The organism is Salinivirga sp. (genome assembly GCF_055145285.1).
The window spans coordinates 90,088-115,121 of sequence record NZ_JBSRDC010000015.1 but is presented as its reverse complement, the minus strand read 5'-3'; the positions used below and the strand labels follow the sequence as shown (position 1 = coordinate 115,121).

21 protein-coding genes and 1 pseudogene are annotated in these 25,034 nt (G+C 38.6%); 10 read left to right on the top strand and 12 right to left on the bottom strand.

Going from position 1 to position 25,034, the window contains the following annotated elements; genetic code table 11:
* Positions 1-151: 151 nt before the first annotated feature.
* From ACTB0Y_RS03075 to ACTB0Y_RS03065, 3 genes and pseudogenes are all read right to left on the bottom strand, one after another.
* Entirely contained in the window at positions 152-3,001 is a 2,850-nt protein-coding gene (locus ACTB0Y_RS03075; RefSeq protein ID WP_463205324.1) for a tetratricopeptide repeat protein, read from the bottom strand.
* Between the two features lie 63 nt (positions 3,002-3,064).
* Entirely contained in the window at positions 3,065-3,580 is a 516-nt protein-coding gene (gene rimM / locus ACTB0Y_RS03070; RefSeq protein WP_463205323.1) for a ribosome maturation factor RimM, read from the bottom strand.
* Positions 3,581-3,723: 143 nt separating this feature from the next.
* A pseudogene (locus ACTB0Y_RS03065) lies at positions 3,724-4,314 on the bottom strand (30S ribosomal protein S16); the annotation flags it as partial.
* 91 nt (positions 4,315-4,405) lie between these two features.
* On the opposite strand from ACTB0Y_RS03065, the gene ACTB0Y_RS03060 reads away from it, so the two are divergent.
* Both ACTB0Y_RS03060 and ACTB0Y_RS03055 read left to right on the top strand, forming a co-directional pair.
* The gene (locus tag ACTB0Y_RS03060) at positions 4,406-5,131 is read left to right on the top strand and encodes a M48 family metallopeptidase (protein ID WP_463205322.1); all 726 of its coding nucleotides are present in this window, start codon (positions 4,406-4,408) and stop codon (positions 5,129-5,131) included.
* A gap of 5 nt (positions 5,132-5,136) precedes the next feature.
* Positions 5,137-5,853, top strand: coding sequence for a uracil-DNA glycosylase (locus ACTB0Y_RS03055; RefSeq protein WP_463205321.1), 717 nt, complete (start codon positions 5,137-5,139; stop codon positions 5,851-5,853).
* Here ACTB0Y_RS03055 and ACTB0Y_RS03050 read toward each other — a convergent pair whose 3' ends face one another.
* From ACTB0Y_RS03050 to ACTB0Y_RS03030, 5 genes are all read right to left on the bottom strand, one after another.
* Positions 5,854-8,103 carry a patatin-like phospholipase family protein gene (locus ACTB0Y_RS03050; RefSeq protein ID WP_463205320.1) on the bottom strand — a complete coding sequence of 750 codons (2,250 nt, stop codon included), beginning with the start codon at positions 8,101-8,103 and terminating at the stop codon, positions 5,854-5,856.
* A gap of 12 nt (positions 8,104-8,115) precedes the next feature.
* Complete coding sequence (locus ACTB0Y_RS03045) at positions 8,116-9,045, bottom strand: DUF58 domain-containing protein (protein ID WP_463205319.1); 930 nt, start codon at positions 9,043-9,045, stop codon at positions 8,116-8,118.
* Positions 9,046-9,134: 89 nt separating this feature from the next.
* Positions 9,135-9,452 (bottom strand): thioredoxin, encoded by a 318-nt coding sequence (trxA, locus tag ACTB0Y_RS03040; protein WP_463205318.1) that lies wholly within the window; start codon positions 9,450-9,452, stop codon positions 9,135-9,137.
* Between the two features lie 49 nt (positions 9,453-9,501).
* Positions 9,502-13,029: a DNA polymerase III subunit alpha gene (dnaE, locus tag ACTB0Y_RS03035; RefSeq protein ID WP_463205317.1), complete on the bottom strand. Its 3,528-nt coding sequence runs from the start codon at positions 13,027-13,029 to the stop codon at positions 9,502-9,504.
* 126 nt (positions 13,030-13,155) lie between these two features.
* On the bottom strand, positions 13,156-13,845 hold the full coding sequence (locus ACTB0Y_RS03030; protein WP_463205316.1) for a hypothetical protein: 690 nt from the start codon (positions 13,843-13,845) through the stop codon (positions 13,156-13,158).
* Between the two features lie 259 nt (positions 13,846-14,104).
* On the opposite strand from ACTB0Y_RS03030, the gene ACTB0Y_RS03025 reads away from it, so the two are divergent.
* A complete protein-coding gene (locus tag ACTB0Y_RS03025; protein WP_463205315.1) occupies positions 14,105-14,869 on the top strand; it encodes a porin family protein in 765 nt (254 codons plus the stop codon).
* 99 nt (positions 14,870-14,968) lie between these two features.
* On the opposite strand, the gene ACTB0Y_RS03020 is transcribed toward ACTB0Y_RS03025, so the two are convergent.
* Complete coding sequence (locus ACTB0Y_RS03020) at positions 14,969-15,985, bottom strand: pirin family protein (protein ID WP_463205314.1); 1,017 nt, start codon at positions 15,983-15,985, stop codon at positions 14,969-14,971.
* A 235-nt stretch (positions 15,986-16,220) separates the two neighbouring features.
* On the opposite strand from ACTB0Y_RS03020, the gene ACTB0Y_RS03015 reads away from it, so the two are divergent.
* Both ACTB0Y_RS03015 and ACTB0Y_RS03010 read left to right on the top strand, forming a co-directional pair.
* Entirely contained in the window at positions 16,221-16,685 is a 465-nt protein-coding gene (locus tag ACTB0Y_RS03015) for a hypothetical protein (protein ID WP_463205313.1), read from the top strand.
* Between the two features lie 90 nt (positions 16,686-16,775).
* Positions 16,776-17,657, top strand: a complete 882-nt coding sequence (locus ACTB0Y_RS03010; RefSeq protein ID WP_463205312.1) for a DMT family transporter — start codon at positions 16,776-16,778, stop codon at positions 17,655-17,657.
* Here ACTB0Y_RS03010 and selD read toward each other — a convergent pair.
* A complete protein-coding gene (gene selD / locus ACTB0Y_RS03005) occupies positions 17,640-18,671 on the bottom strand; it encodes a selenide, water dikinase SelD (RefSeq protein ID WP_463205311.1) in 1,032 nt (343 codons plus the stop codon). The genes ACTB0Y_RS03010 and selD overlap by 18 nt on opposite strands.
* Positions 18,643-19,686, bottom strand: coding sequence for a tRNA 2-selenouridine(34) synthase MnmH (mnmH, locus tag ACTB0Y_RS03000; RefSeq protein WP_463205310.1), 1,044 nt, complete (start codon positions 19,684-19,686; stop codon positions 18,643-18,645). Before mnmH ends, selD begins: the two co-directional genes overlap by 29 nt.
* A gap of 354 nt (positions 19,687-20,040) precedes the next feature.
* On the opposite strand from mnmH, the gene ACTB0Y_RS02995 reads away from it, so the two are divergent.
* Both ACTB0Y_RS02995 and ACTB0Y_RS02990 read left to right on the top strand, forming a co-directional pair.
* Positions 20,041-20,958: an oxidoreductase gene (locus ACTB0Y_RS02995; protein WP_463205309.1), complete on the top strand. Its 918-nt coding sequence runs from the start codon at positions 20,041-20,043 to the stop codon at positions 20,956-20,958.
* Positions 20,959-21,018: 60 nt separating this feature from the next.
* The gene (locus ACTB0Y_RS02990; RefSeq protein WP_463205308.1) at positions 21,019-21,360 is read left to right on the top strand and encodes a hypothetical protein; all 342 of its coding nucleotides are present in this window, start codon (positions 21,019-21,021) and stop codon (positions 21,358-21,360) included.
* 63 nt (positions 21,361-21,423) lie between these two features.
* On the opposite strand, the gene ACTB0Y_RS02985 is transcribed toward ACTB0Y_RS02990, so the two are convergent.
* Positions 21,424-22,338, bottom strand: a complete 915-nt coding sequence (locus ACTB0Y_RS02985) for a phosphate/phosphite/phosphonate ABC transporter substrate-binding protein (RefSeq protein ID WP_463205307.1) — start codon at positions 22,336-22,338, stop codon at positions 21,424-21,426.
* A 43-nt stretch (positions 22,339-22,381) separates the two neighbouring features.
* Here ACTB0Y_RS02985 and ACTB0Y_RS02980 point away from each other — a divergent pair, with 43 nt between their 5' ends.
* From ACTB0Y_RS02980 to ACTB0Y_RS02970, 3 genes are all read left to right on the top strand, one after another.
* Positions 22,382-22,516, top strand: coding sequence for a hypothetical protein (locus tag ACTB0Y_RS02980; RefSeq protein WP_463205306.1), 135 nt, complete (start codon positions 22,382-22,384; stop codon positions 22,514-22,516).
* Positions 22,517-22,753: 237 nt separating this feature from the next.
* Positions 22,754-23,434: a response regulator transcription factor gene (locus ACTB0Y_RS02975; RefSeq protein WP_463205305.1), complete on the top strand. Its 681-nt coding sequence runs from the start codon at positions 22,754-22,756 to the stop codon at positions 23,432-23,434.
* 295 nt (positions 23,435-23,729) lie between these two features.
* On the top strand, positions 23,730-25,004 hold the full coding sequence (locus ACTB0Y_RS02970; RefSeq protein WP_463205304.1) for a sensor histidine kinase: 1,275 nt from the start codon (positions 23,730-23,732) through the stop codon (positions 25,002-25,004).
* Positions 25,005-25,034 lie beyond the last annotated feature (30 nt).

Sequence of the window (25,034 nt, the reverse complement as noted above, 5' to 3'; positions counted from 1 at the left end):
AGCCATAATTTTAAACACCGCCCATATGTTAGAAAAACAAAAGTAGTCCCCCAATTGTAAAAAACAAAATCATAATGCACTCAATGGAAGTTATTTATGCGTTTGTGTTTTCAAGTTGGGTTAAAATTAATTTTAAACGGATGAAGCTGTTTTAGCCAAACATATTTTTATTCCGCTTTTTTTGAAATAATTCTAATGCATGGAGCATAACGTCTACATTTCGAGTTGTTACACATTCTTTTTCTATAACATTCAAATACTGTAGTACATCACGCGTTAAATGCGCATTGCTGCCGGATCCGAGTTGGTTGATTTGTTCCATAACAGTTTTCCAGTCTTTTTGCCTGATAGCACTATTCAAAATTGTCAAATTCTGCTCAACTTTATTTGAGTGTGGCTGCTCATTACCGACTTCAACCTGAGAATTTACTATTTGATTTTTATTGGTGCAATTAGTTGCAATAGTCAAACCTAGACCAGGATCAACACAAACGAAGCGTTCAATTTCTACTAGCAATTTGTATACCTCTATTGGTTTTTTCAAAACTCCGGAAATGCCATGTTTGTTAGATGCCTGCAAGAACCCCTGCGAAATATTATCTGATACGCCAATGAAAACAGTTGATTTATTGCGGGAACCGACTACTTTTTTAAACGCTTCCCAATACTCAGCGAGTTCTTTTTCCTGAGCGGGTATATTCACAATGCAAATATCAAAATCCTTATTATCTAATAGGGTTATAGCTTCTTCTTTTTCATTCACATGCTCTACTGTTAACCCTTTGCTATATGCTGCTAAAGCTTCATCAACCTCATCGCTGATTTCTTCTTTATTATCCGCAATAAGTATTTTGCCTGTTAAAAGGTTGTTTTCACTTAAATCTTGTTCGTGGGCTGAAAAACTAAAACTACTATTACTCACTACTTCAGTAGGCAAGGCAACGGTCATTTCATTTTCTCCAGCATCGTTACCATCAATAAAAATACTTCCGTCATAAGCATCGATTATGCTCTTCACCAAACTAAGCCCCAGGCCAAACCTTACGGTATTAGACACCAAATCGTCTTTTTCCTGAAACTGTGTGTAAAGGTCTTCTTTATATGAATCAGAAATTTCTACCCCTGTATCTTTCACCTTAACTTTGAGCAGGTTTGGTTTTTCATAATAAAAAATTGTACTAACCTTGCCTCCGGGCAATACCCGCCTAATGGCATTATCTGTAAGATTTGATAATAATTGAAAATACCTCACAGGATCTAAGTCCAACACGCGCGGGCAAGAATCATCAATATGATAGTCCAATTCTACTTTTCTTTGGACTGCGAGTGGTTCAAAGTGTTTCAATAAATGTTTTGCTATTTCATTAATATCTACACCTTCTCTATTAAGTTTAAAATCTCCGGTTTCCAGTTTCGTTGCCACCGTAAAATTTTCAAGAACCCGGATTAAAACCCTTGCTGATTTTTGAAGTTGGGCGATATATTTTTGTAAACTTTCATTATTGGGTTGAAGCGAAATAAGTCTTGCAAAACCCGATATAGAAACCAGGGGTACGCGCAGCTCACTCAATATAATTCTATAAAATTCTCTTCTTCCTTTAAGATTATTTTCAAGCTTTTGAACCACTTCTATAATCTCATCATTTTTTCGTTGAATGGCTCCGTTTTTAAGTTCAAGCATCTGGTTCGATAGCTTTTTTTGTCTATAAAGCCTATAAATCATAACAAGCGCAAACAATCCCAGCGCTGCGACCAATAAACTTAAAACTGCAATACGCTGCCTGCTATTTATTTGTGCTTGCTTTTGTTTATTTTCCAATTCTGCCAGCCTATTTTGTTTTTGCAGCAATGCTATTTGCTGGTCTTTTTGCTTAGACTCATATTGCTCTTGAATTTTTGCTATCTGTGCTTCTTTGCGTAAATTAAATACCGAGTCTTTTATGTGCTTATGAGCTTTATACTTTTCAAGTGCTTTTTTATAATTACCGAGCACCTCATAACTATAGGATAATTGAAGTAGCGCATTAGCCAATTCGTGTTTGGCTCCTATTTCACTCAAAATATTCACGGCTTCTTGTTGCACACGAATAGCATCTGTAAATTTTTTCAGATCGATATATACATTCCCAATAGCCATTAAAGAGACTGCCTGATCGGACATATTATTAAGCTGCCTCTCAATTTCATACGATTTCTTATAATAATACAGGGCCTCTTTTAATTCTCTCTGTTCGTAGTAAATCTCAGCAATATTAAAATAAGGCAATGCCTGGCTTCTTAAATCATTGATTTGCCGATAAATATTTAAGCTTCTTTTAAAATTCTCGAGCACTTTATCATATTCGCTCAAATAATAATAAGCTATCCCTATATTATTATATGCTAAGGCCTCGCCTTGTTTATCCTTAACTTCTTTTTTAAGTGGTATAGCTTTTCCGAAGTACTCCAGTGCTTTCTTATACTTTTGTTGATTCAGGTAAATCACACCAATATTAATAAGTACTCTTGATTTTTCCAGTTTTAAAGAAGCGCTGTCGGTTAGGCTTAACAATGCATAATAAGCTTCAAGGGCTTTTGAAAAATTCCCTGTTTCCTCATGCAAGGTTCCTAAATTAATAAGGATTTGTGATTGTTTTTGTACTAATCCTTGCCGCTTGTATATTTCATAAGCCTCATTGTAACTATTATGTGCTGAATCATATTGGTCCGTCATTTGGTTAACTAAACCTTTTTGCTGATAATAATAAGCCTGACACCGATTTATAGCACTACTATTAAAATTTTCTTTTATGGCAGATAAAAGTTTATTTGCCTGCTGAAGATAAAAGTAGGCGGAGTCAATATCGGTTCTTCGATAGTTATAGGTTAGTTCAAGTAAAGTATGAACCCGACCCGTATCACTCTTTGAATTGAGTGCTTGCTTCAAAGAGTCAATTTTACCGGCTTGTGTAAACTGCGCACAAAATATGTACACGAGAATAAGAAAGAATCGTAAACTCATTGTCTCCGTTTATAAACCTCTAAATTAAATAAATTAAGGTTTTTTTATGAAAGAAAATGGAATTTATTGGTTTAATTCAATTAAACCGTCGGGTAAATCAAGTAAAAGATAGTTTTCTTCTGGCAAAATTTCCACGATAAAGTCGTCGTTGAATGGGATTAATATTTCTTCTCCTTCTTTATCAACAACAAGTAAGGAATTAGCGAAAACTTCTTCAACCCGTATGATGGGGCCTAATTCTCCTTTTTGCTGATCAATTACATTCAATCCTTGCAATTGAGACATTTCGAATGAATCAGCAAAAACAACATCATCTTCATATAAAAGCACATCAAGACCAATGAGGGTTGAGGCTTCTTCTATTGTATCTACAAGTTCCAAAGTAACTATGTACTGGTTATGCCCCTTAGTGTCGATAGTAACAACAAAAAAGGGAACCAGCAATCCATCAATTTTGATGAATATTGGTTCCCTGAAGTCTTTTGTTTCAAGATTTATCTCTGTGGCTACCACCACCTTACCGTCAACACCGTGTGTTTTAGTAATGGTGCCTGCAAGAACACAATCCTGAAAATTCATGCAGATTAGTTTTCAGCTTTTTTCTCTTTTTCGTCATCGGCCTCTTTGGAGTCATCTTCCTTAGCCTCTTTAGCTTCAGTCTCTTTGGAATCATCTTCCTTGGCCTCTTTAGCTCCATCTTTTGCTTCAGCTTCCTTGGCTTCGTCTTTTGCTTCAGCCTCTTTCGCAACCTCAGCTTCTCCCTCTGCTTGTGCTTCACTGGCTTCTGCCTGCTCTTCTTTAGCTTTGGCGGCTTCATCTTCGCCCTTAGCATCAGTTTCTGCTGCAGCATTCAGTTCGGCATTTTTCTCTGCAAGCTGTTTAGCGCGTTCTTCGTTGACCTCTTTTTCTTTGGCCATGCGCTCAGCTTTTTCTTTTTCCGTTTCAGCCTTTGTTTTTTCAGCTTCATCCTGAAGCTTCACTTGTTTCTCGGCTTTCCAGGTTTCAAACTTTTTATCGGCGGTTGCCTCATCAAAAGCTCCTTTACGCACACCTTTTAACAGGTGATTGTACATCATGACACCTTCCCTTGATAGGATGGAGCGGCAAGTTTCTGAAGGTTGCGCTCCTTTTTGCAGCCACGATAATGCTTTATCAAAATCCAGTTGTACGCTAGCAGGATTTGTCATTGGATTGTAAGAACCAATCCGTTCGATAAATCTACCATCTCGTGGCGCCCTGCTATCTGCTACTACTAAGTAGTAGAAGGGATGATGTCTTCTTCCGTGTCTCTGTAATCTAATTCTTACTGGCATAACATTATCGTTTGATTAAAGTGCGGCAAAGGTAAAAATTCTTTTCAATATAATTGAAGATTTTATAGTTATTTTCACTTTTTTTGTAGTTATGAATGCGAAATACTATTATCTCGTAGATAACGATATAGGCAAAATAAAAATAGTCCAAAAAAACGGGCTTAAAAACTTTAATATCAGGCTAAAACCTTTCGAGGTTGTAACTATTTCATCGCCTGCCAGTGCTTCGAAAAAGCAAATTTCAAATGTCATTGCCAGAAAGAAAAAATGGATTCTGGAAAAACAGGCTTTCAACAAAAGTATTGAACAAAAAAGAACCGTATTTGAACATCGAACCACGATAAAAACTTTTTTCAATCAGTTTACCATTGAACAAAAAGATACAGATCGTATGCGGTTAAAGGGCAAGAGACCGGAATACGTAATTGCAGTACCTGAAAATTTTGATATCAAAAATCCGGCTTTTCAATCGGGCATTAAAAACATCATTGATTATGTGCTTAAAGACGAAGCTTCCAGGTACCTTCCTGAAAGAACTAAAGAACTCGCAAGGCGATATAAATTCCGGTACAATAATCTCACTTTCAGAAATAACAAAACACGCTGGGGGAGTTGCTCCACAAGAGGCAACATTAGCTTAAACATTCAGCTGATGCGCCTACCGGCCATGATGATCGATTATGTAATAATACATGAGCTCTGCCATACTATACATCCAAACCATGGCCAGGGGTTTAAAAAACTTTTATATTCTATTTTGCCCGAGGCACCACACATCGAAAAAGAAATGAAGAATTTCCGCACGCAAATTTACTAATACTCATGTCAAAATTTTTAGATGAGCTACACGCCCCTGTTGCTAAGGGCTGGCACCCGTTTCTTGATTCAGAAAACAGCCAATTGCTGGAGGATATAGCCAATAAAACCACACGAAAAGATTTTACCCCAGAAATTTCCCGTGTCCTGCAGTTTTTAACCATTCCGTTACATGAGGTGAAAACTATTATCCTGGGTCAGGACCCCTATCCCCAGCCGGGGGTTGCCACGGGCAGGGCTTTTGAAGTGGGCACACTGAGTGATTGGTCACAACCTTTTCGCAATGTTTCATTAAAAAATATCATTCGGCTAATTTACAAAACATATTATGGCGATACGCTTCCATACAAGTCTATTATAGAATGGAACAAAAAGACAAAAGCACTTGCAGGGCCACAGGAAATATTTAAAAACTGGGAAAAACAGGGTGTTTTATTACTAAATACTGCTTTTACCTGCCAAACAGGGTTATCCAACAGCCATAGCAAGCATTGGAAACAGTTTTCTCAAAACCTCTTAAATTTCATTAATCACCAAAACCCGGATATTGTTTGGATTTTGTGGGGCGGACATGCACAAAATATTACCAGTGATATGAGCCTCAATCACAAAGTAAGCTCTCATCATCCTATGATGTGCTCAGCAAAACGCCAAAACGATTTTTTATATGGGGTAGTAAACACACTGGATGAAACAAAACACCTGATTGACTGGCGCGGATGATTAAAAGCGAAACCGGTACCCAAGGTTGAAAAATGACCTTACTTTTTTATTGTAGGTGTTAGAAGACACGGTAACTACTACGGGGCCAATTATGGATGAGTAACCAACTTTCAGTCCATAACCCAAAATGAAGCGTTCTTCCAAAGAAGTATTGATAAAGTCTTCAACGTAATCTGCTGAAAGTAAGACATTGACCTGGGGTTCAATAAAAATATCTGTAAACAATTCATATTGGATGCCACCACCTCCTGACAATATTTGCAGTGCGGTATATTCCAGCTCATTAAATCCCGTAAATGGAATGAGGTATGAGTAAGCAGTAAATATACCACCTGCCATATATTGTTTTACGAGGGTGAAGTTCTCACCAAAAGTAAGGCCCGCATGAGCGTAGGCATGAAGCGTGAATTTATTCCATACAGGTTGGTAATAATCCAAATGAAATTTCAGACTGCCAAATGTTTTATTAAACATTTGTGTATCAAAATTAGCAGAAGTATCTTCCAAACTGATATCATACTGTAAGTCAAAATTATATTCGTATCTTAATGACAGGTCAAGACCTTTTGTGGGGAAATATCTTTTATTGGTTGTGTTAATTTCGAAAGAAGCATAAAGCTGCTTGTTCTTCACCACCCAACGCTCAAAATCATTGGTATTATGCACCTTGGGCTTCACGGATGTTCTTTCCATCAGTCCACCCGCACTTAACCGGGAATCATTTGTCAGGGCATAACGGGTATAAAGTTCGTATGATGAATAGTTATATTTGTACAAACGGCTCAGATCGCCTTTATCATACACCGGTACATCAAAAGCATCTGTATTAAATTGCGTTCCGAGGGTATAATTGCGTTTTTTGCCAAAATATTTAAAAAAATCCAATTGAAAACCGGGATTCTCTGAAAGATTGGCTGTTAGGCTCAAACGGCTCGAAGGTATAATTAAATCGCGAAATGTAGTGTTAAGCAATAAAGCAGCACGTTTTTCAGAATCGTAATGTACGCTGGCGCCTAAGAACCCGGTTGGTTTGCCTTCTGCATGAATAATCAATTTTTGGCCGCCACCTTTAATATCTTCAAAACTATAATAAACCCTGTAAAAATAGCGACTGCCATAAATTCGGTTGATACCATTTTCGAGCTCACTGAAATGAAAAGGCTTATTTGGCACGATTCCCAGACGTCCCTTTACAAATGCTCTATACCTGGGAGCAATCCCCTGTGTAGTAATCTTTTGTACCACTATACTGTCTGGCATAGACAAAGTTGCCTTTGGTGGCTTTTTTAAATATTTCCGCTGCGCTTTTGATAAGGAATCGAGTCTATCATAAACTTTACGCGCTGCCTGCTCTCCTTTTTCAATAATAGAATCTACTTTTACAAAATCTGCTGCGGTATATCCTTCCAGGTCTGGCTCAATATAAATATCGACCATCTTTTTTTGCTCTTCTGCATCAAAAATTCCCATAAAAAATGCAGATTGAGTCATTATGTCAATCATTGAATTTAAGGCTTCTTTATCCTTAAGCACACCACCAGTGTATACGCCAATTATAATATCGGCTCCCATTTTCTTAACCTCTTCTACCGGGAAGTTTCTAGTTAACCCGCCATCGACCAATAATCTATCACCCCACATCACTGGTGTAAAAACCGTAGGTATAGCCATACTGGCACGCATAGCCAGTGCCAAACTCCCGGTATCCAACACTACAGGTTCTGCGTTGGTTATGTCTGCAGCCACGCACTTAAAAGGAATAGGCAGAGAATCAAAATTGTGAATGTCGTAGGCCGATAAAGTATAATAATTCAGAAGGTCCATTACACGTTGTCCGAAAATCAGGCCTTTAGGTAATTTAATCTGAATCCCCTGGATTGGAAACTCCGCAAAATACTGCCCGTAACTATCTTTTTCGTTTATACTGATGTCTGACAACTGAACGTCGTTCGATAAAACTTCATTCCAATTCTGGTCTCTGAGTATATTCTCAATTTCCTCGTAGGAATAACCAATGGCATATAATCCGCCTACAATACTTCCCATAGAAGTACCGGTAATGTAATCGGGCTTTATTCCGGCCTCTTCCATTACTTTAAGAAAGCCCACATGTGCCATGCCCTTTGCTCCTCCACCACTTAGCACCAAACCAATCTTTGGTCTTTCACGTGGGTCGTTCGGGTTTGTCTGCCCCCAAAGAACAGTAGGCAAAAAAACTATAATGAATAAGGTGAAAAATAGCTGTTTCACTTGGTAATAATTTTAAAACATCCGACTTCTTCGGGCCAGAAACGATGTCAGCACCTTGTCAAAAGGGTCGTTTATATCTGCTGTGACAAAATCGATTTTATATTGTAAACATTTTTTCCTGATTTGGTCATAAAAAGCTTTCATTTGCTCTCCATACAGCTGTCTTACTTCCTGAGGCTTTAACTTCAATTCTTCGCCGTTTTCCATATCAATAAGCCTGTGCGGTCTGTCCTCTAACACCAAAGCCTGTTCATACTGTCTGTCATGTACATGAAACACAATAACCTCGTGTTTATTGTATCGTAAATGCTCCAGTGCATTAAAAAGATTCGAAGCATCCTCATTCTCAAACATATCTGAAAAAATAACAATTAGTGACCTTTTATGAGCCGCTTCGGCTATTTGATGCAACACACCGGAGATTTGGGTTTGTTTTCGCTGTTTTGGCTGATATTTTAGTTTTAATAACTCATCCAGCCTGGCATATATGGTTTGTACATGGTTTTTTGACATCCGGGCTCTTGTATGGAACTGTAGCAGCTCATCAAACAAAGAAAGCCCTGCTGCATCACGTTGGCGGTTAAGCATATGAATAAGCGCCGCAGCAGCATACGCGCTGAACTGAATTTTATTGACTTGTTTTTCTACTGGAAAAAACATAGAGGATGAAGTATCTATTACAATCTGACAGCGCAGATTTGTTTCTTCTTCGAACCGCTTCACAAAAAGTTTACCTGTTCGGCCATATAACTTCCAGTCGATAAACCGAACAGATTCGCCATTATTGTAGGCCCTGTGTTCAGCAAATTCGACCGAAAAACCATGAAAAGGACTTCGGTGAAGGCCTGTAATAAACCCTTCTACTATTTGTCTTGCAAAAAAATCAAGGCTGTTCAGATGTCGTACTTCCTGTATTTTCTCTACGGTTATTTTATCGGTCATAAAATATAATTTTCCCTGAACACAAAGTAACAAAAAAAGGCTGCTCGAATTAATGAACAGCCTGTTAAAATATACTTAATATTACATTATTAAATCAAACTATCCAGTTTTTCGGTTAATTTGTCTTTTGGTACAGCACCAACCTGTTTGTCAGCAACTTCGCCATCTTTGAAGAAAAGTACTGTAGGAATGTTGCGTACACCATATTTTGCAGCAATACCGGGATTACTATCTACATCGACCTTGGCAATCAGGGCTTTGCCTTCATATTCAGTTGTCAGCTCTTCCATGATGGGGGTCAGTAATTTACATGGGCCACACCATTCTGCCCACAAGTCTACTACTACAGGTACATCTGATTGTATTACCTTTTCGTCGAAATTCGATTCAGTTAGTTCGATAGCCATAATATTCAATTTTTAAATTTTAGGTTAAATTTAGCAATTATTTTGCCATTTATTTCAAACTATATTCAAGTTCAGGGAACCGTCCCAGATACTCAACCAGCTCTTTTGAAATGTCTACGCTTACACTTCTTGAAAACATGGGGATGACAATATCTTTTTGAGGGTCAAAAACCATAAACTGCAACTCTTTTTTGCCTTTGCCCTGTCCCATAATATCGTACATTTCTGTTACCAGCTCCTCGGTAAGTGAATCAATAGGTATTTTAATGTTGATGCTGTTAATTTTATCATCACGGGCATCAACCAGGTTGCTAATTTCTTTGATTTTAAACTCCAATTCGTTGGTGTCGCCCCACTCTCTTCTCTGTACTTTTCCCTTAATGAGCAGGTACCAGTCTTTCTCCATGTAGGGTTTAAAGTTCATGTAATCGCGGCCAAAAAGAGCAAAGGAATAGGCTCCACTAAAATCTTCCACTGTCAGTCGACCCCATGGTTTACCGTTTTTAGTAGTAAGATGCTTTACCTCTGTAACCATTCCCCCAACGGTAACTTCTTTATTTTCCATAGATTCCATATCCTGCTGCAAATCTACAAAACGTGCATTGCAAATATGCTCAAGCTCCAACTTGTAATCATCAAGCGGATGTTCCGAAAGGTAAATACCCACATATTCCTTTTCAATATTCATTCGGGCCATTTTTGTCCAGGATTCACCCTGCGGAACTGTTGGTCTGGCCACATTAAAGTTCTCATCTGCTCCTCCAAACAACGATTGCTGAGCGCTGGTACTTTCTTCTTTCATTCGGTTGCCATACCTGATAAGCTGTTCAATAAAGGTTTGTCCTTTATCATCGGTAGCAAAGAAATTGTGGCGTCCAATATCAAAACAGTCAAAAGCACCCGCATAGGCCAATCCTTCCATGTTTTTTTTGTTGACAATATGCATATCAACTGTCTCTACAAACTCGTAAATATCGTCAAATCTGCCTTTTTCTTCGCGCACTTCGATAATATGATTCACCACATTTGTGCCCACGGTTTTTACTGCTCCTAATCCAAATCGCAAATCTCCTTTTGATGTAACCCGGAACTTGTACACACTTTCATTAACATCGGGGCCGAGTACCTCAATGCCCATCCGCCGCGTTTCGTCTAAAAAGGTAGTTACTTTACTTATATCAGACAAATTACGCGTAAGCACCGCTGCCATAAATTCTGACGGGTAATGTGCTTTTAAATATGCAGTTTGGTATGAAACATAGGCATAACAAACAGAGTGTGATTTATTAAATGCATATTCTGCAAATGCCTCCCAGTCTTTCCATATTTTTTCAATAAGTTTTTCCGGTTCTTTATTAACCTGTTTGCAACCTTGTATGAATTCTTCATTGGCCAACGCACCATCATGAAATTTTACTTTCAGCTCAGCCATAAGAGCTTTTTTCTTTTTACCCATTGCTTTACGGAGACTGTCTGATTGTCCGCGGGTAAAATTGGCCAGCTTACGGGATTGTAACATAACCTGCTCCTGGAAGACGGTAATTCCATAAGTATCGTCCAAAAAATCCTCCATCATCGGGTGGTCGTATGCTATTTTCTCACGTCCATGCTTCCGGTCGATAAATTGGGGGATATATCCCATTGGACCCGGCCGGTAAAGGGCATTCATAGCCACTAAATCTTCAAACCGGTCGGGTTTTAGTGCCCGGAGGTGTTTTTTCATACCGGGCGATTCAAATTGAAACAGGGCTGTAGTGTCGCCACGTGCATAGAGTTCAAAAGTTTTGGCATCCTCTAACGGCACCTGATCAATGTTCGGGGCAAAGCCCTTAGAGTCTTCAATAAATTCCAAAGCCTCTTTAATGATGGATAGGGTTTTCAGACCCAGAAAGTCCATTTTAAGCATCCCAACAGGCTCCACAAAATTGCCATCGTATTGGGTAACAAGCAATTTGGCATCTTTTGCTTTACACACGGGGATATACTCAGTGAGGCTATCTTTGGAAATAATAATACCACAAGCATGCACACCGGTTTGGCGCACAGAACCTTCTAACTTTTCGGCATATTCAAGCACGGCTTTTTCTTCGGGATTACCGGCTTCGCGCAACTTTTTAAGGTCCGGTGCTTCTTTATAAGCCTTTTTAAAGTTCATTTTAGGGGCTTCGGGCACGAGCTTGGCTATTTCATCGGCTCTTTTGAGTGGGAATTCCTGTACACGTGCTACATCTCGAATGGACGATTTTGTAGCCATTGTACCAAAGGTGATAATGTGTGCAACTTTATCTTCGCCATATTTGTCTACTACCCAGTCCAGAATCTCCTGCCGTCCATCATCGTCAAAGTCAATATCGATATCGGGCATTGAGATACGGTCGGGATTAAGAAAACGTTCAAAAAGCAAATCGTATTTAATTGGGTCAATATTGGTAATTTTCAGGCAGTAAGCCACTGCCGAGCCGGCTGCTGAGCCACGTCCCGGGCCTACAATAACGCCCATTTCGCGTGCAGCTTTGATAAAATCCCATACGATGAGAAAATACCCGGGAAATCCCATATCCTTTATTGTCTGCAACTCAAAATCGAGTCGCTCAACGGCACTTTCGAGCAAATCGTTACCCCATCGCTCTTTTGCACCTTCATAGGTTAGATGACGCAAATAATCATTCTCATTATCAAAACCCTCAGGTAGCCTAAAATCAGGCATTATAGCCTCGCTGTTAAGTTCAAGGTCTTCAATTTTATCTACTATTTCCTGTGTGTTTGTAACGGCTTCAGGAACATCAGCAAAAAGTTCCTGCATTTCTTTGGTTGACTTAAAATATTCTTCCTTGGTATAACGCATCCGCTTGGGGTCGTCTATGGGAGAATTGGTAACCAAACAAATCAAACGGTCATGGGCTTCAGCATCTTCTGCATTTGTAAAATGCACATCATTTGTAGCAATCAGTTTAATGTCTAATTCTTTAGACATCTTTATCAACTCATTATTTACAATTTGCTGGCGGTCATAAATTGCTTCACGCTGTTGTGGGGCTTTGGCCGGATGGCGCATAAGCTCAAGGTAAAAATCGTCTCCAAATAAATTTTTAAACCACCGTGCACGTTCATAAGCTTTATCGAGCTGGTTCATTAAAATATATTGAGGTATCTCACCCCCAAGGCATGCTGAGCTGGCAATGATGCCCTCATGATACTTTTCCAGAAGCTCATGGTCGATGCGGGCATTGTGATAAAAGCCTTCGGTGAAGCCCAATGAGCTTAACTTCATTAAATTTTTATAGCCTGTTGTATTTTTGGCCAATAAAATCAGGTGATAGCCGCGATTACCTTTACCTTTTTCCTTTACATGCCTACCGTTTGCCGCCACATATGTCTCAATGCCTATAATAGGCTTAATATCAATATCTTTGGCGTTATCCCAAAAATCTTTTACGCCAAACATATTACCATGATCCGTAATTGCCACAGCGGGCATACCATCATCTTTTGCTTTCTGTAAAAGTTCAGTTATTTTAGATGCTCCATCGAGTATGGAATACTGCGTGTGCACATGCAAATGTGTAAATTGGGACATATCAGACAATTATTGCAAAGGGTTTGACTCAAAAAATGGGGTGACGTAAATCTTATACATGCTTACCCCGAATTTATTAATGCAAAAATACGTGGTTTTGTTCTGAAGAAATCGAAAATTTAAAAGCTATCTATTAACATTTGAAGGATTGTTTTCAACAATGCTGATAAGTTGCTTAATTTCTGATGGTTTAAGATAGACATGACTACGCCTTTGCCTGTAATCATCGGTAATTGATGAGTTCCGTAATACTTCTTTAGCGTATTGAAGAATTTGATGTCCAAAACCTTTCCAAATAACCATGCGGTCTATTTCGTGTTCAAGAGCAATCTGGCCTTTTTCTGAAATGTAACGAAACCCAAGTCCTATGGTTTGTCCGCTTGTCATTTGTAAATAATCCAGCACATGAGCAATTTCGTGGGCAAAAAGCCCTACGCGTGCATTAAAACTCAACTCATTTATTGGCACACCCCGGTTTTGATTAAATACCATTACAAATTTTCTTTTAGCCGGTTTCCGCAATACAGAAAATGTTTTGGGCCTGCATTGCATAGTAGTTTTGATATTACGTTGCCTGAACTGTATATTCACATCATTTAATTCAGGGTAAGCACTCAAGGCAGTATAAAAGCTCAGGGCATAGGGCCCTTCATATTCAATTTGCTGATAAGCCAATTTTATGGAATCAATTTTTGAAACCCAGCGGGCACTGTCGAGCATAGCAGAAGAGGCCTTTAGAGACAGGGTTGTGATACCTAAAAAGGCTATAAATACGATTTGTAAAACGCTAATCTTTATTTTTGCTCTATTGGACATGGGTTAGAAATAACAAAACTTGTACCGAAGCAACTTTGGGTAAATAAAGACATCCTAATATAATGCGTGTAAAAAAACTCCAATAAATGTGCTGTGCCGTCAGCAAGCCTTTGGCGACCGATGGTCATTTTTATTTTGAAACCTATGAAAACATGACATTCACAAAACAAAATGATTCATTAACCGAAAAGTTGTGTAAAAAATATGCTCAGGTCTGTTTAAATTATTATTTTTACCATGGAACCAAAACCAAAATATTATGAAAAAACTTGTATTCCTAATAGGCATGGTACTTGTTGCTCAAGTATCTTTTTCCCAGATTTTTACATGGGGTGTGAAAGCTGGTGTAAATTCTACAAAAGTAAGTTTTGATGATTTTAGTATTGAAAATGACATTACAATTAAGCCAGATTATTTGCCTGGCGGGCCAAACGAGGACGATTTGATAATTTTAGCTCCAGATGGAGAAACAGAAATCATCAATCCTCAGGCCATAAACAGGCCAGGAATCAAATTTGAGCCAAAATCTTATGAAATGGGTTATCACTTTGGTGCATTTGCACGCTTAAAAGTGTTGGGAATTTACATTCAACCCGAATTGATATTCTCACATGCGGAGGCATCTATTGACTTCAGTGACACTGATAACTTAGCCGGCGAATTAGAATCATCAACAGCAACGATAAAATACAATAGTTTTGATATCCCTGTTTTAGTGGGTATGAAACTCGGACCGGCACGATTTAATCTTGGCCCGGTTGCCAGTTTTAAATTAGACCCCAATGTTGAGGGAGCCAAAGCAGAAGTTAAAGAGGGGCTGACCTCATTTTCTGATGCTACAGAGCTGGCCACTTTTGGTGGAACAGTTGGTGTAGGTATCGATATTTTGAAAAAAGTTACCGTGGATGTTCGCTATGAATTTCCATTAAGTAAGCTGGGAGATGAAGTAAATATTGGGGACAATTCATTTAAAACAGACCAACGCCAATCGCAAGTTATTGGTAGTATTGGATTCATGTTTTAAGATTCAATCTAATTAAACGAAAAAGCAAGGGCTTTCCGATGCATTGGAAAGCCCTTTTATTTTGGTAAAATATTGTAAGCATTTGTATACAAAGAAGTATTACGGGCGCTCCTCTTTACCATCGGCATATTTGGCAAACCGCCCCTCCTCACGATTGTGCACATTATCGTGCCGTGGCCAGGGCCACCCCCCAAACTGTGTTTGCTGATAATCCATAATGGCTTGTTTAATCTCAGCACCGGTATTCATTACAAACGGGCCATGCTGCACTACAGGTTCGTTAATCGGTTGCCCTTGCAAAAGCAACATATAGGCATCATCGTAGCCATTTTCAATAATAACTTTTTCATCTGCCAAAAGGTCGATGGAATGGTATGGCTGAATATCAATACCGGCAACCTTAATCCCCGTACCGCTGTAGAAATACAATGAACGGTTGGCCTCCGCGGTGGCAGTGGGGATTTCCCAGGTGGCATGCGGGTCCATTTTAATGAGCCAGATGCTCACATCATTATCATTGGTAGCAGCCCAGGAATCCGGAGCAGGTGGGGGTGCAACAGTATCTTCTATGCTACCTGCAATAATGGTTACTTCCGTGCTGCCTCCCTTAGCATCAGTGGATTTGAAAACGGGAATATCTTCGGCCCACAACATTTTATAATGAGGGTCGGCAAATTTTCTTGATTTGGGCAAATTAAGCCAAATCTGAAAAAGCTCCAACGGATTCTCTTCCTGTGTTTTCAACAGTGGAAACATCTCGGCATGTTGTAAACCGGCGCCGGCAGTCATCCATTGCACATCGCCGTTGCCGTAACGGCCGGCTGCACCGTGTGAGTCAGAATGGTCGACAAAACCATTGAGTACAACAGTAATGGTTTCGAATCCACGATGCGGATGCGCCGGAAAGCCGGGAATAGATTCACCGTGATACATGCGCCAACCATCTTTAGTTGTGAAATCCTGTCCGAGATTGCGCCCTGCAAGGGAAGCATCGGGCCCTAACTCCTCGTTACCTTTAGGGTAATGATCGAGATGATGCACACAAAACAAAAACGGGTTTTGCGTTTCCCAGGTAAAGCCCAGTGGTCTAATATTGGTGATTAATCGGTTATACATAGTTTTTATTGAAAAGTTAAGGACTTTTTCTACATTCGCAAAACTGATTATGTAATCAAAGCATATTCAAAAGTGAATTTCCTGTCATCCTCAATCTTATACAATTGACCATAAGTGATATTAAAAAATTTCTTATCTTACGTAGATAAAAAGCATTGATGCACATCATGAGTAAAAATGTGGTTTAAAAATTACTGTTGAAGATATACTACAGTTAACTGCTAAATATTATGCTATGAAAAAATTTATCCTATTCGTTTTATGGATCATTTTCGCCTTAAATATTAATGCCCAACAAAATGCCAATGAGTTGGTGAAATTTCTGGAAGGAAAATGGCATAACCACACCTACATTATTGAAAATGGAAAAGACGTGGTGGCGCATGATTACAAGGAAACTATGAAAATTGTCGACTCTGTGAATTTATCTATTACAGCATATGGAATAAAAAACGGCAAAGATTTAACTAAGGGCATGACGCTGATCATTGAAAATGATTCTGTCTTAATGAAGCAAGGGCCATTTGAGGCAAAAGGCACGAAAGAAGGAAACGTTTACTACTTGAAAGGCGTTTTTGAAGAGCATGAATATCGCTTCAGATTATATACTATGGGCGACAAGTATATTTTTCACAGTGAAACATGGAATAATGGCAAAATAATAAGCATGAATATGTCTTATCTGACGCGCCAAAAATAAATTACTACTGTGTATTAATTCCGTACAATTTTTCGAATCAATTTTACCGTGGTATAAAAGCGCTTATTTTTACTGCGAATAAAAAATGCCATGTACACATTCTTGCTTTTTCTGGTTTCGCTTATTTGGGGGTCTACCTTTTTTATTATAAAAGATACCGTAACTACAGTTGACGAGTCTTTCATTGTATTTACACGCACAGGCCTTGCTTTTGCAGCTCTGTTGATTTACAACCTGATTAAAAAGCCTCAAAAATTAAAACAAAAAAGTGCTTTCCTCTATGGCACGGTTCTGGGATTCTTACTGGCCTCGATATACCTGAGTCAAACCATCGGATTAAAATACACCAGTACCGGCCACAGTGCCTTTATTACCGGTTCGGCCGTGGTTATTGTACCATTTCTGCTGTTTACTTTGTTCAAATACAAAATTCTGAAAATAGATTTGGTGTCGGTAGGAATCGTTCTGGTAGGATTATTTTTCCTGACTTACGATCTGGAAACAGACATTAATATTGGCGATATCATTACGCTTATTACAGCATTATCATTAGCTTTTCATATTGTATTTGCGCAGCGTTTTGTACAAAAGGCTGATGCCGGAATTATTGTGCTTTATCAATTTATGGGAGCTATGTTGGCCAGTCTTGTGGCATTTCTTTTTACCAATAATGGTGTGCCGCAACTTACTACATCATCTGGTTTATCGTTGCTATATCTCGGATTAATCGGTACGCTTGTGTGCTATTTCATAACCGTGTGGGTTCAGCAATTCGTACCCGCCATTAAAGTATCGATTATTTTGGCCACAGAACCAATTTTTGCCGCCTTGTGCAGCTATATTTTTATTAATGAAACACTCAACCCCAGAGAATTATTTGGTGCTGCCCTGATATTATCGGGCGTAATTGCCCATAATTGGATTAAACACCGCATTAGGAAAAAAGAAGCTAAACTAGCGCACGTTGATTAGTTTATCTGACGATTTGGTTAACAAGCCAAAAGGCTCACTTTCAAGGCCACTATCCTGCAAAATTTGCTCAACTTCCTTAGTAGCATGGAGTTCTACAGCTATCAGCAAGCCACCGCTTGTTTGTGGATCAAACAAAAAAGGCTTGTAAGCTTCGTTGGCTAAATCTACATTTTGGTGATAAGTATGCCAGTTTTTATGCAAACCGCCCGGCAAGCACTTTGCCTTGATATACGCTTCTGCCTCATGGATTCTGGGCACCTTATTAAATTCGATTGTTGCACTGAGCTTACTCCCTTCGCACATTTCACTCAAATGGCCCATTAAACCAAATCCTGTTACGTCTGTCATCGATTTCACACCTTCAATATCAGCGAGCTGTAAGCCTACATCGTTCAGTTTACACATTGAATCGGAAGCGATTGTGGCATGTTCATTTTTCAACTTACCCTGTTTCTGTGCCGTTGATAGTATTCCTACACCCAAAGGTTTGGTAAGGTAAAGCCGGCAACCTTCGGTGGCTGTATCATTGCGTTTTAATTTGCTGATTTCTACTTTACCTGTCACAGCCAACCCAAAAATGGGCTCAGGGCTATCGATACTATGCCCACCGGCTATTACAATTCCGGCTTCTTTACATGCAGCTCGTCCTCCGTCCATCACTTGCGAAGCCACTTCAGCCGGAAGTTTGTCAATGGGCCAACCCAATATTGCAATGGCCATTAATGGTTTACCTCCCATGGCATATACATCGCTCATAGCGTTGGCGGCAGCTATTTTGCCAAATGTATAAGGGTCATCGGCAATGGGCATAAAAAAGTCTGTGGTGCTGATAATAGCAGTGTCATCATCCATTTTGTATACAGCAGCATCATCGCGGCTATTATTTCCCACGAGCAGATTCTCGTCGGTTAAATCAGGTGTGCTGGTTTTCAAAATATCTGTCAACAAAGAAGGTGCAATTTTACATCCGCATCCTGCACCATGACTAAATTGTGTCAATTTTATTCCGGTCATATTGTAAGTTTAATATTTGTTCTGCATTTTCCCTGGCAGAAGTGTCTTGTAGATTTATAAAATGTACGTTATCTGAGTTTCTTTTCCCCATTCCTTTCTTGTAATATTTGTCATAATAAGTAAGCGTGAGAAGGGCAACTTCAAAAAAATTATTCCTTTCAAGCTTCTCCAGGGCTGCTTTAGTATTTTGGGGGCCTAATCGTTTACTTATTCTTTGTATGCCTTGAGCAAGTTTTTCTTTATTTTCTATGGTGTATTCCTTAACCAATAATTTTGCCCTGGCCTCTTTGCTAATTTCGATAAAATACAGCTCTGACTCACGCATGCGCCGAAAAAGCGATACAGGTAGGTTAACATTTCCAATATTTACACTTTCGTCTTCAATCCATATTGGTTCGCTTAAGTCCAGTTTCTGCCATTCCCAATACAGGTTATTTTCGAATTGTTCTGTAGTGGGTTGTGTTTCCATTCCAATATTACCAAATGCCGACCCTTTATGATTGGCCAGCCCTTCCAAATCAATTACCTGCTGCCCTTGTTTTTGCATTTCATGCAGAATATGGGTTTTACCGCTACCTGTATAACCACCAAGTACACGCAGTTCACCTTTATCGTAATTATTAACCGCGAGTTTTCGGTACGCCTTATAGCCATGCTCAATTACGTTCACTCGCCTAAAATTGTTGTCTTCGAGATGTTCGGCAAATGCATGGCTCCGCATTCCGCCCCGCCAGCAATAAATCACTGTTTTTTTATCAGGTGCCGCTTTTAATGATTCCTCTATGTATGCATTAAGCTTAGGATTTACATACTTATAACCAAACTCCATAGCAGCTTCCTTCGATTCCTGCTTGTAAACAGTGCCTACATGCGCACGTTCTTCGTTCGAAAACAAAGGAATATTGACCGCTCCGGGAATATGGCCTTTTTCATACTCAGCGGGCGTGCGCACATCAATTAGTGGCAGGTGCTGAAGTTCTTCCAGATAATTCTCGATACTAATATCTATTGGCATGCTGGCAAATGTAGTGATTAACCGCTGTCGTTATTCTGAACTTAATTACTTTTTACAAGCAAAATGGTGTGGTAAAATCTAAAGTTCTCAACCGAGCAGGATTTGCATAAAAATCAGGGTTGCTTGCAGAGACACCCTGTTTTTCCACTGCTATTGCACTAAACATGGCTGTTGATATCCGGTTTTTCGTTAACTAATTGGTGAATTGCTATAGAATATTTATAAAAATACAAACAATAGGCAAAACCACCTGTTTGAAAGATGTAGTAAGGGAGTACAGATTATAATGGAAATTATTTCTGTCATATTGTACTAACAAATAAACCAACATCGGACTAATAAAAATTTAATCTTATGACTTTTAATATAAAACAAATACCAAAACAAGAAGGCCGAATAGCCATAGTTACAGGTGCTAACAGTGGTCTGGGATATGAGACTGCTCGTGGCCTTGCTACAACCGGAATGAAAATTATTATGGCATGCCGAAATGCAGAGAAGGGTAAAAATGCCATTAATGCGATTAAAAAAGATACCCCGGAAGCTGACCTGGAACTTATGACAATAGATTTAGGGAACCTGCAATCGGTGAGGGAATTTGCAGATAATTACGAGAAAAAGTATAAACGTTTAGATTTGCTGATTAATAATGCCGGCATTATGATTCCGCCATTTTCCAAAACAAAAGATGGTTTCGAATCCCAGATAGGTGTAAATTATTTCAGTCATTTTCTTCTGACCAACCTGCTATTTCCCCTTTTGCAAAAGACAGAGGGTTCTCGTATTGTTTCACTGAGCAGTATTGCTCATAAGAAAGGAAAAATAGACTTTGAAAATCTTAATGCCGAAAAACGCTATTCCAGAATGGAAGCCTACCAGCAAAGTAAACTGGCATGTCTGATGTTTGCAATTGAACTTCAACGTAAAATTGATGATTCAGGTAAAAAAGTGCTTTCAGTAGCAGCGCATCCGGGCGTATCGGGCACAAACCTGCCGAGGTTTATACCCAGGGTTTTGTACACTCTAGCCTGGCCATTTATGCTTTTCATGGCACACAGCCCGGAAAAGGCAGCTTTACCCACACTTATGGCAGCTCTGGATTCTGACGTGAAAGGTGGAGCATACTATGGCCCCCAGGGGTTTAATGATATGAAAGGCGCGCCGGGATTAGCACAACCCGAACCGCATGCCATGGATAAGGATGTTGCCAAAAAATTATGGAAGATTTCTGAAGAACTTACCGGGAAAAAGTTTACCATTGCACCTGCTTAATTATTTTAAAAACAATTCTGCAGGTAATGAATAAAGATGCGGATACACAAACACGAATGCATGAAGCATAAATGGGTTTTACCGACCGGTATCATACTTCTAAGCCTTGGCATAATATTCCGTTTTGCCGGAATGGAAAACTACATAGCTATTCCTTTAATGGCCACAGGTGGGTTGCTCAAAATTTATTATATCGCCTTACAAATTTGGCTTGGATTTTACAAACCCGGATACGAATTGCTCTTTTTAATTATTGGCCTTCTGGTATTTTTCAGTGGTATTGCAATGAAGTATCACACCACAAACAATCAATATATTTATTTAATGATAACCGGACTTACGCTCAAGCTTATCTTTGTCGTCCTGTTCATCAGACGCTTAAAAAAAGCAAGAAAAGCTTAAACGATAAGCGTTTTTACCCAATCAACGGGAAAAATGCAAGCCCCGGATGTAAAAAAATAAATCTTATTGCAAATAGAAATTAAGGAAAAGAATAAGGTCATCCATACTTGAAGCCATACTTCTTATAACATCATACTCGCTATCATCAACCGGAATAAATTTGCTTTTTTTATCAGCATGAAAAGTAGACCTTACAAATTCATAAGCTTCCGGACCATCATTTGCCATGTTAATAAAAGCATTTCTGATTTTTTCCCTGGTTTCGCTTTCGAGCTGCGAATTATAAACCACAGGTGCTCCCTGGATCTTATGCGATTTCCAAATAATACGGTATTGATCCTTTTTTAAATCATCTTGCTCAATTAAATACTCAAGGCTGGGTATGCCACATGCCGCAGCAGTGGCCTCTCCTTTTATAACAGACATAATAACTTTCTCGTGACTGCCTCCGAACTCAATATTTTTAAATACCCCCTCTGCCTGGGTAATGTCACGCTTACGCAATTCATATCTTGGTACAATATGCCCCGATGTTGAAGTGGCATGCACAAAACGCAGGTCAACGTTTGAAGCATCATTAATTAGCTCATCAAGTGTATTGTACTTGCTATCGGCATTTACGATAATGCAACTTTTATATGAATCAGGTTTAGTTTTAGTACCTAAGGCTGCAAATGCAGTATAATCCGGATACTTGGCATGTCCATAAACATATCCGTATGAATTCATTAGCAGGATATCAGGGTTATGCTTATCCATATCGGCATGCAAACTGCTTGTTTTGTCATACAATTTCACCTCTACAGACATATCCAGCGCTTCTGTCAGATAATCAGCTAATGTATTAAGCAGCTCTTCTTCAAAAAAATAGGTCCCACCCAAAATCAGTTTGTCATCACTATGCTGTTGAGCTGTTGCAGCGCCCAAAGTTGAGCAGATAATAACAAAGGAAAAAGCAATTACTTTAATAAATTTCATAATATTTTATTTAAACATTGTCATTAAAAAAAAACGATCTAACATGCTACAAAACAACAAATTAATCCCCATGCTCTATTTTAAAGAGAACTATAAAATTAACATTTTATTATTAAATAGAAAAGAACTACAACTACTAAAAATAAAATTAAAGATAGATCTGGGAACAGATGTGTAATATAACTTCCTAAAAATAGCGTTTCTTTAAGCGCGGCGCCACATTCAACAGCAGAACTAACACATGCACCTCAAAGGAGGAATCACTGCATAAGCTTATCCGGAGTTGATACAAAAATGAACAAAGTCTCATTTATATTTGCAAAGGATTACTTAGGTTTTTTTTCGAGTTAAAATGTGTATTTTTATCATATTGTTTGTAAATGCCGGACGTGTGAAAGTAAAAAAATAGGCGCATATGAAGATTCTGTTGGTCGAAGATGCAAAGGAGCTGGCAAACTCAATAGTGGAATACCTGGTTAAGGACAAAAAGTATTATTGCGACACCGCCACCAACCTGGGTAGAGCCTCTGAGCTATGTTCACTCTATGAATACGATTGTTTGGTAGTAGATATCGGGTTGCCAGATGGGAGTGGTTTGGATCTAATTCGCCAGATGAAAAAAGAAAACAAAAAGGCGGGTATCATCATTATTTCAGCCAAAGACGAATTGGATAACCGCATTGAAGGGCTAAATATAGGCGCTGATGACTACCTTGTGAAACCCTTTCATTTGGCGGAATTGAATGCCCGCATCTATAGTTTGATGCGACGTTTGAAATTTGAAGGGGATAGCGAACTTATTATTGGATCTCTGACGGTAGACCTACAGAATCGGCAGGTAAAAGTGCAAGGAGAACCTGTTGAATTTACTAAAAGTGAGTTTGATTTACTATATTATTTAATTACCAATCGTAACCAGGTGATATCAAAAACGTCCATTGCTGAGCACCTGGTCGGGGAACATGTAGACATATTAGTATCACTTGATTTTGTGTACATACACATTAAAAACTTACGTAAAAAACTCACCAGGCAAGGTTGTAAAGATTATATAAAAACTGTATATGGCGTTGGGTACAAATTTATAGCTGAATAACTTTTAATCTTCCAACAGCCGATGTATTGATATAGTTTATGATGTTTATACAAACAAAATATTAAAGAAAGAAAAGCAAGTTTAAATTGCTCATTATAAAATAGTGGCAAGTCAAGCATAATCTGACGGGCCAGGTAAAGATCTTTTCATTTTTATTTGCGTTAAAAAGTGTTTACAGAACGTTGCGCACATTTTTTGCCTTGGTAAAAACGAAAATTTCTTCAACTTACCCTTCATTTCATAGTTGAGATGACACTATGGACAAGCAGAACAAACCACAGAAAAAATTTAATGGATGAAGCTACTTACCAAAACAAGTCTCATAGTTATTACCATCAGCGTCTTTATTATTTTCGCTGGAAATCATCTGTTTTTTCATATTTCAAAACAGATGATTGAGAACCATGTAGACAGCGAGCTCATGGATCAAATGCATAAAATTAAAACGGTATTTGATCAGGAAAGGCTCAAAGAAAACCATGTATTTTTGAACTATGAAGTTGATATAAAACCACTCCGAAAACACCGCCACATTGAACCACAATTTGCAGATACTGTACTGCGTAAAGAAGAGAAGCAGGCTTACCTTCCCTATCGTGCGCTGCAGTTTTCTCATATAGTAAAGGGAAAAAACAAACAAGTAACGATCTATAAATCTCTTGTGTCAGCCGATAAACTCATACAACGCATTACGATCTCATCCATTATGGTTCTAATAGTCTTTATGCTATTAATTTATGCTATGAACCGACATGTTTTTGAGAAAGTGTGGTCCGTGTTTTTTCGTAATTTGTCCAAAGTCCAAAGTTATAATATCCAAAGTAAGGAAAAACTCAATTTGGAACCATCAGAAATTGAAGAGTTTGACAAATTGAATAAAGTGCACATGAAGATGGTGGAGCGTATTGAAAACGATTTCCTGAATTTAAAAGAACTGACGGCCAACACCACCCATGAACTGCAAACTCCGCTGGCAATCATTAAAGGGAAAGCTGAACTTTTGCTACAATCTGACAATCTTAATAACAAAGAGCTCAACATAGTAAATACAATTTTAGAGACCGCCCAGCGCCTTTCAAAATTGAACCAATCCTTACTTATGATTTCCAGAATTGAAAATAATCAGTACGGTGAAGTTTCATGCATTAACTTGCATCAAGTGCTTTCACAACTTATCGAAAACTATACGATCCTTATTGATGCACGACAATTTGATTTACATATAAATTCTGTAGATACTTGCGTAAATATGAATCCTGTACTGGCTGAAGTACTTATTTCCAATTTAATAAAAAACGCCATTGTTCATGGTTCGGAAATGGGAAGAATTCAAATTACATTGGAAAAAAATAAATTACAAATATGCAATAGTGGAGAACCTTTGGAAATTCCCAGGAGTCAGGTATTTAAACGGTTCGTAAAAAAATCGACAAGTGAGGGAAGTAGCGGGTTAGGACTTGAAATTGTAAACAGAATATGCCGGTACTATAAAATTAAAATTGATTATGATTACCAAAACAAACTCCATTGCTTCACATTAAACTTCTCTGAAATCAATACCACATGCTAATTTTAACTTAGAATTAGTACAAATAACAGG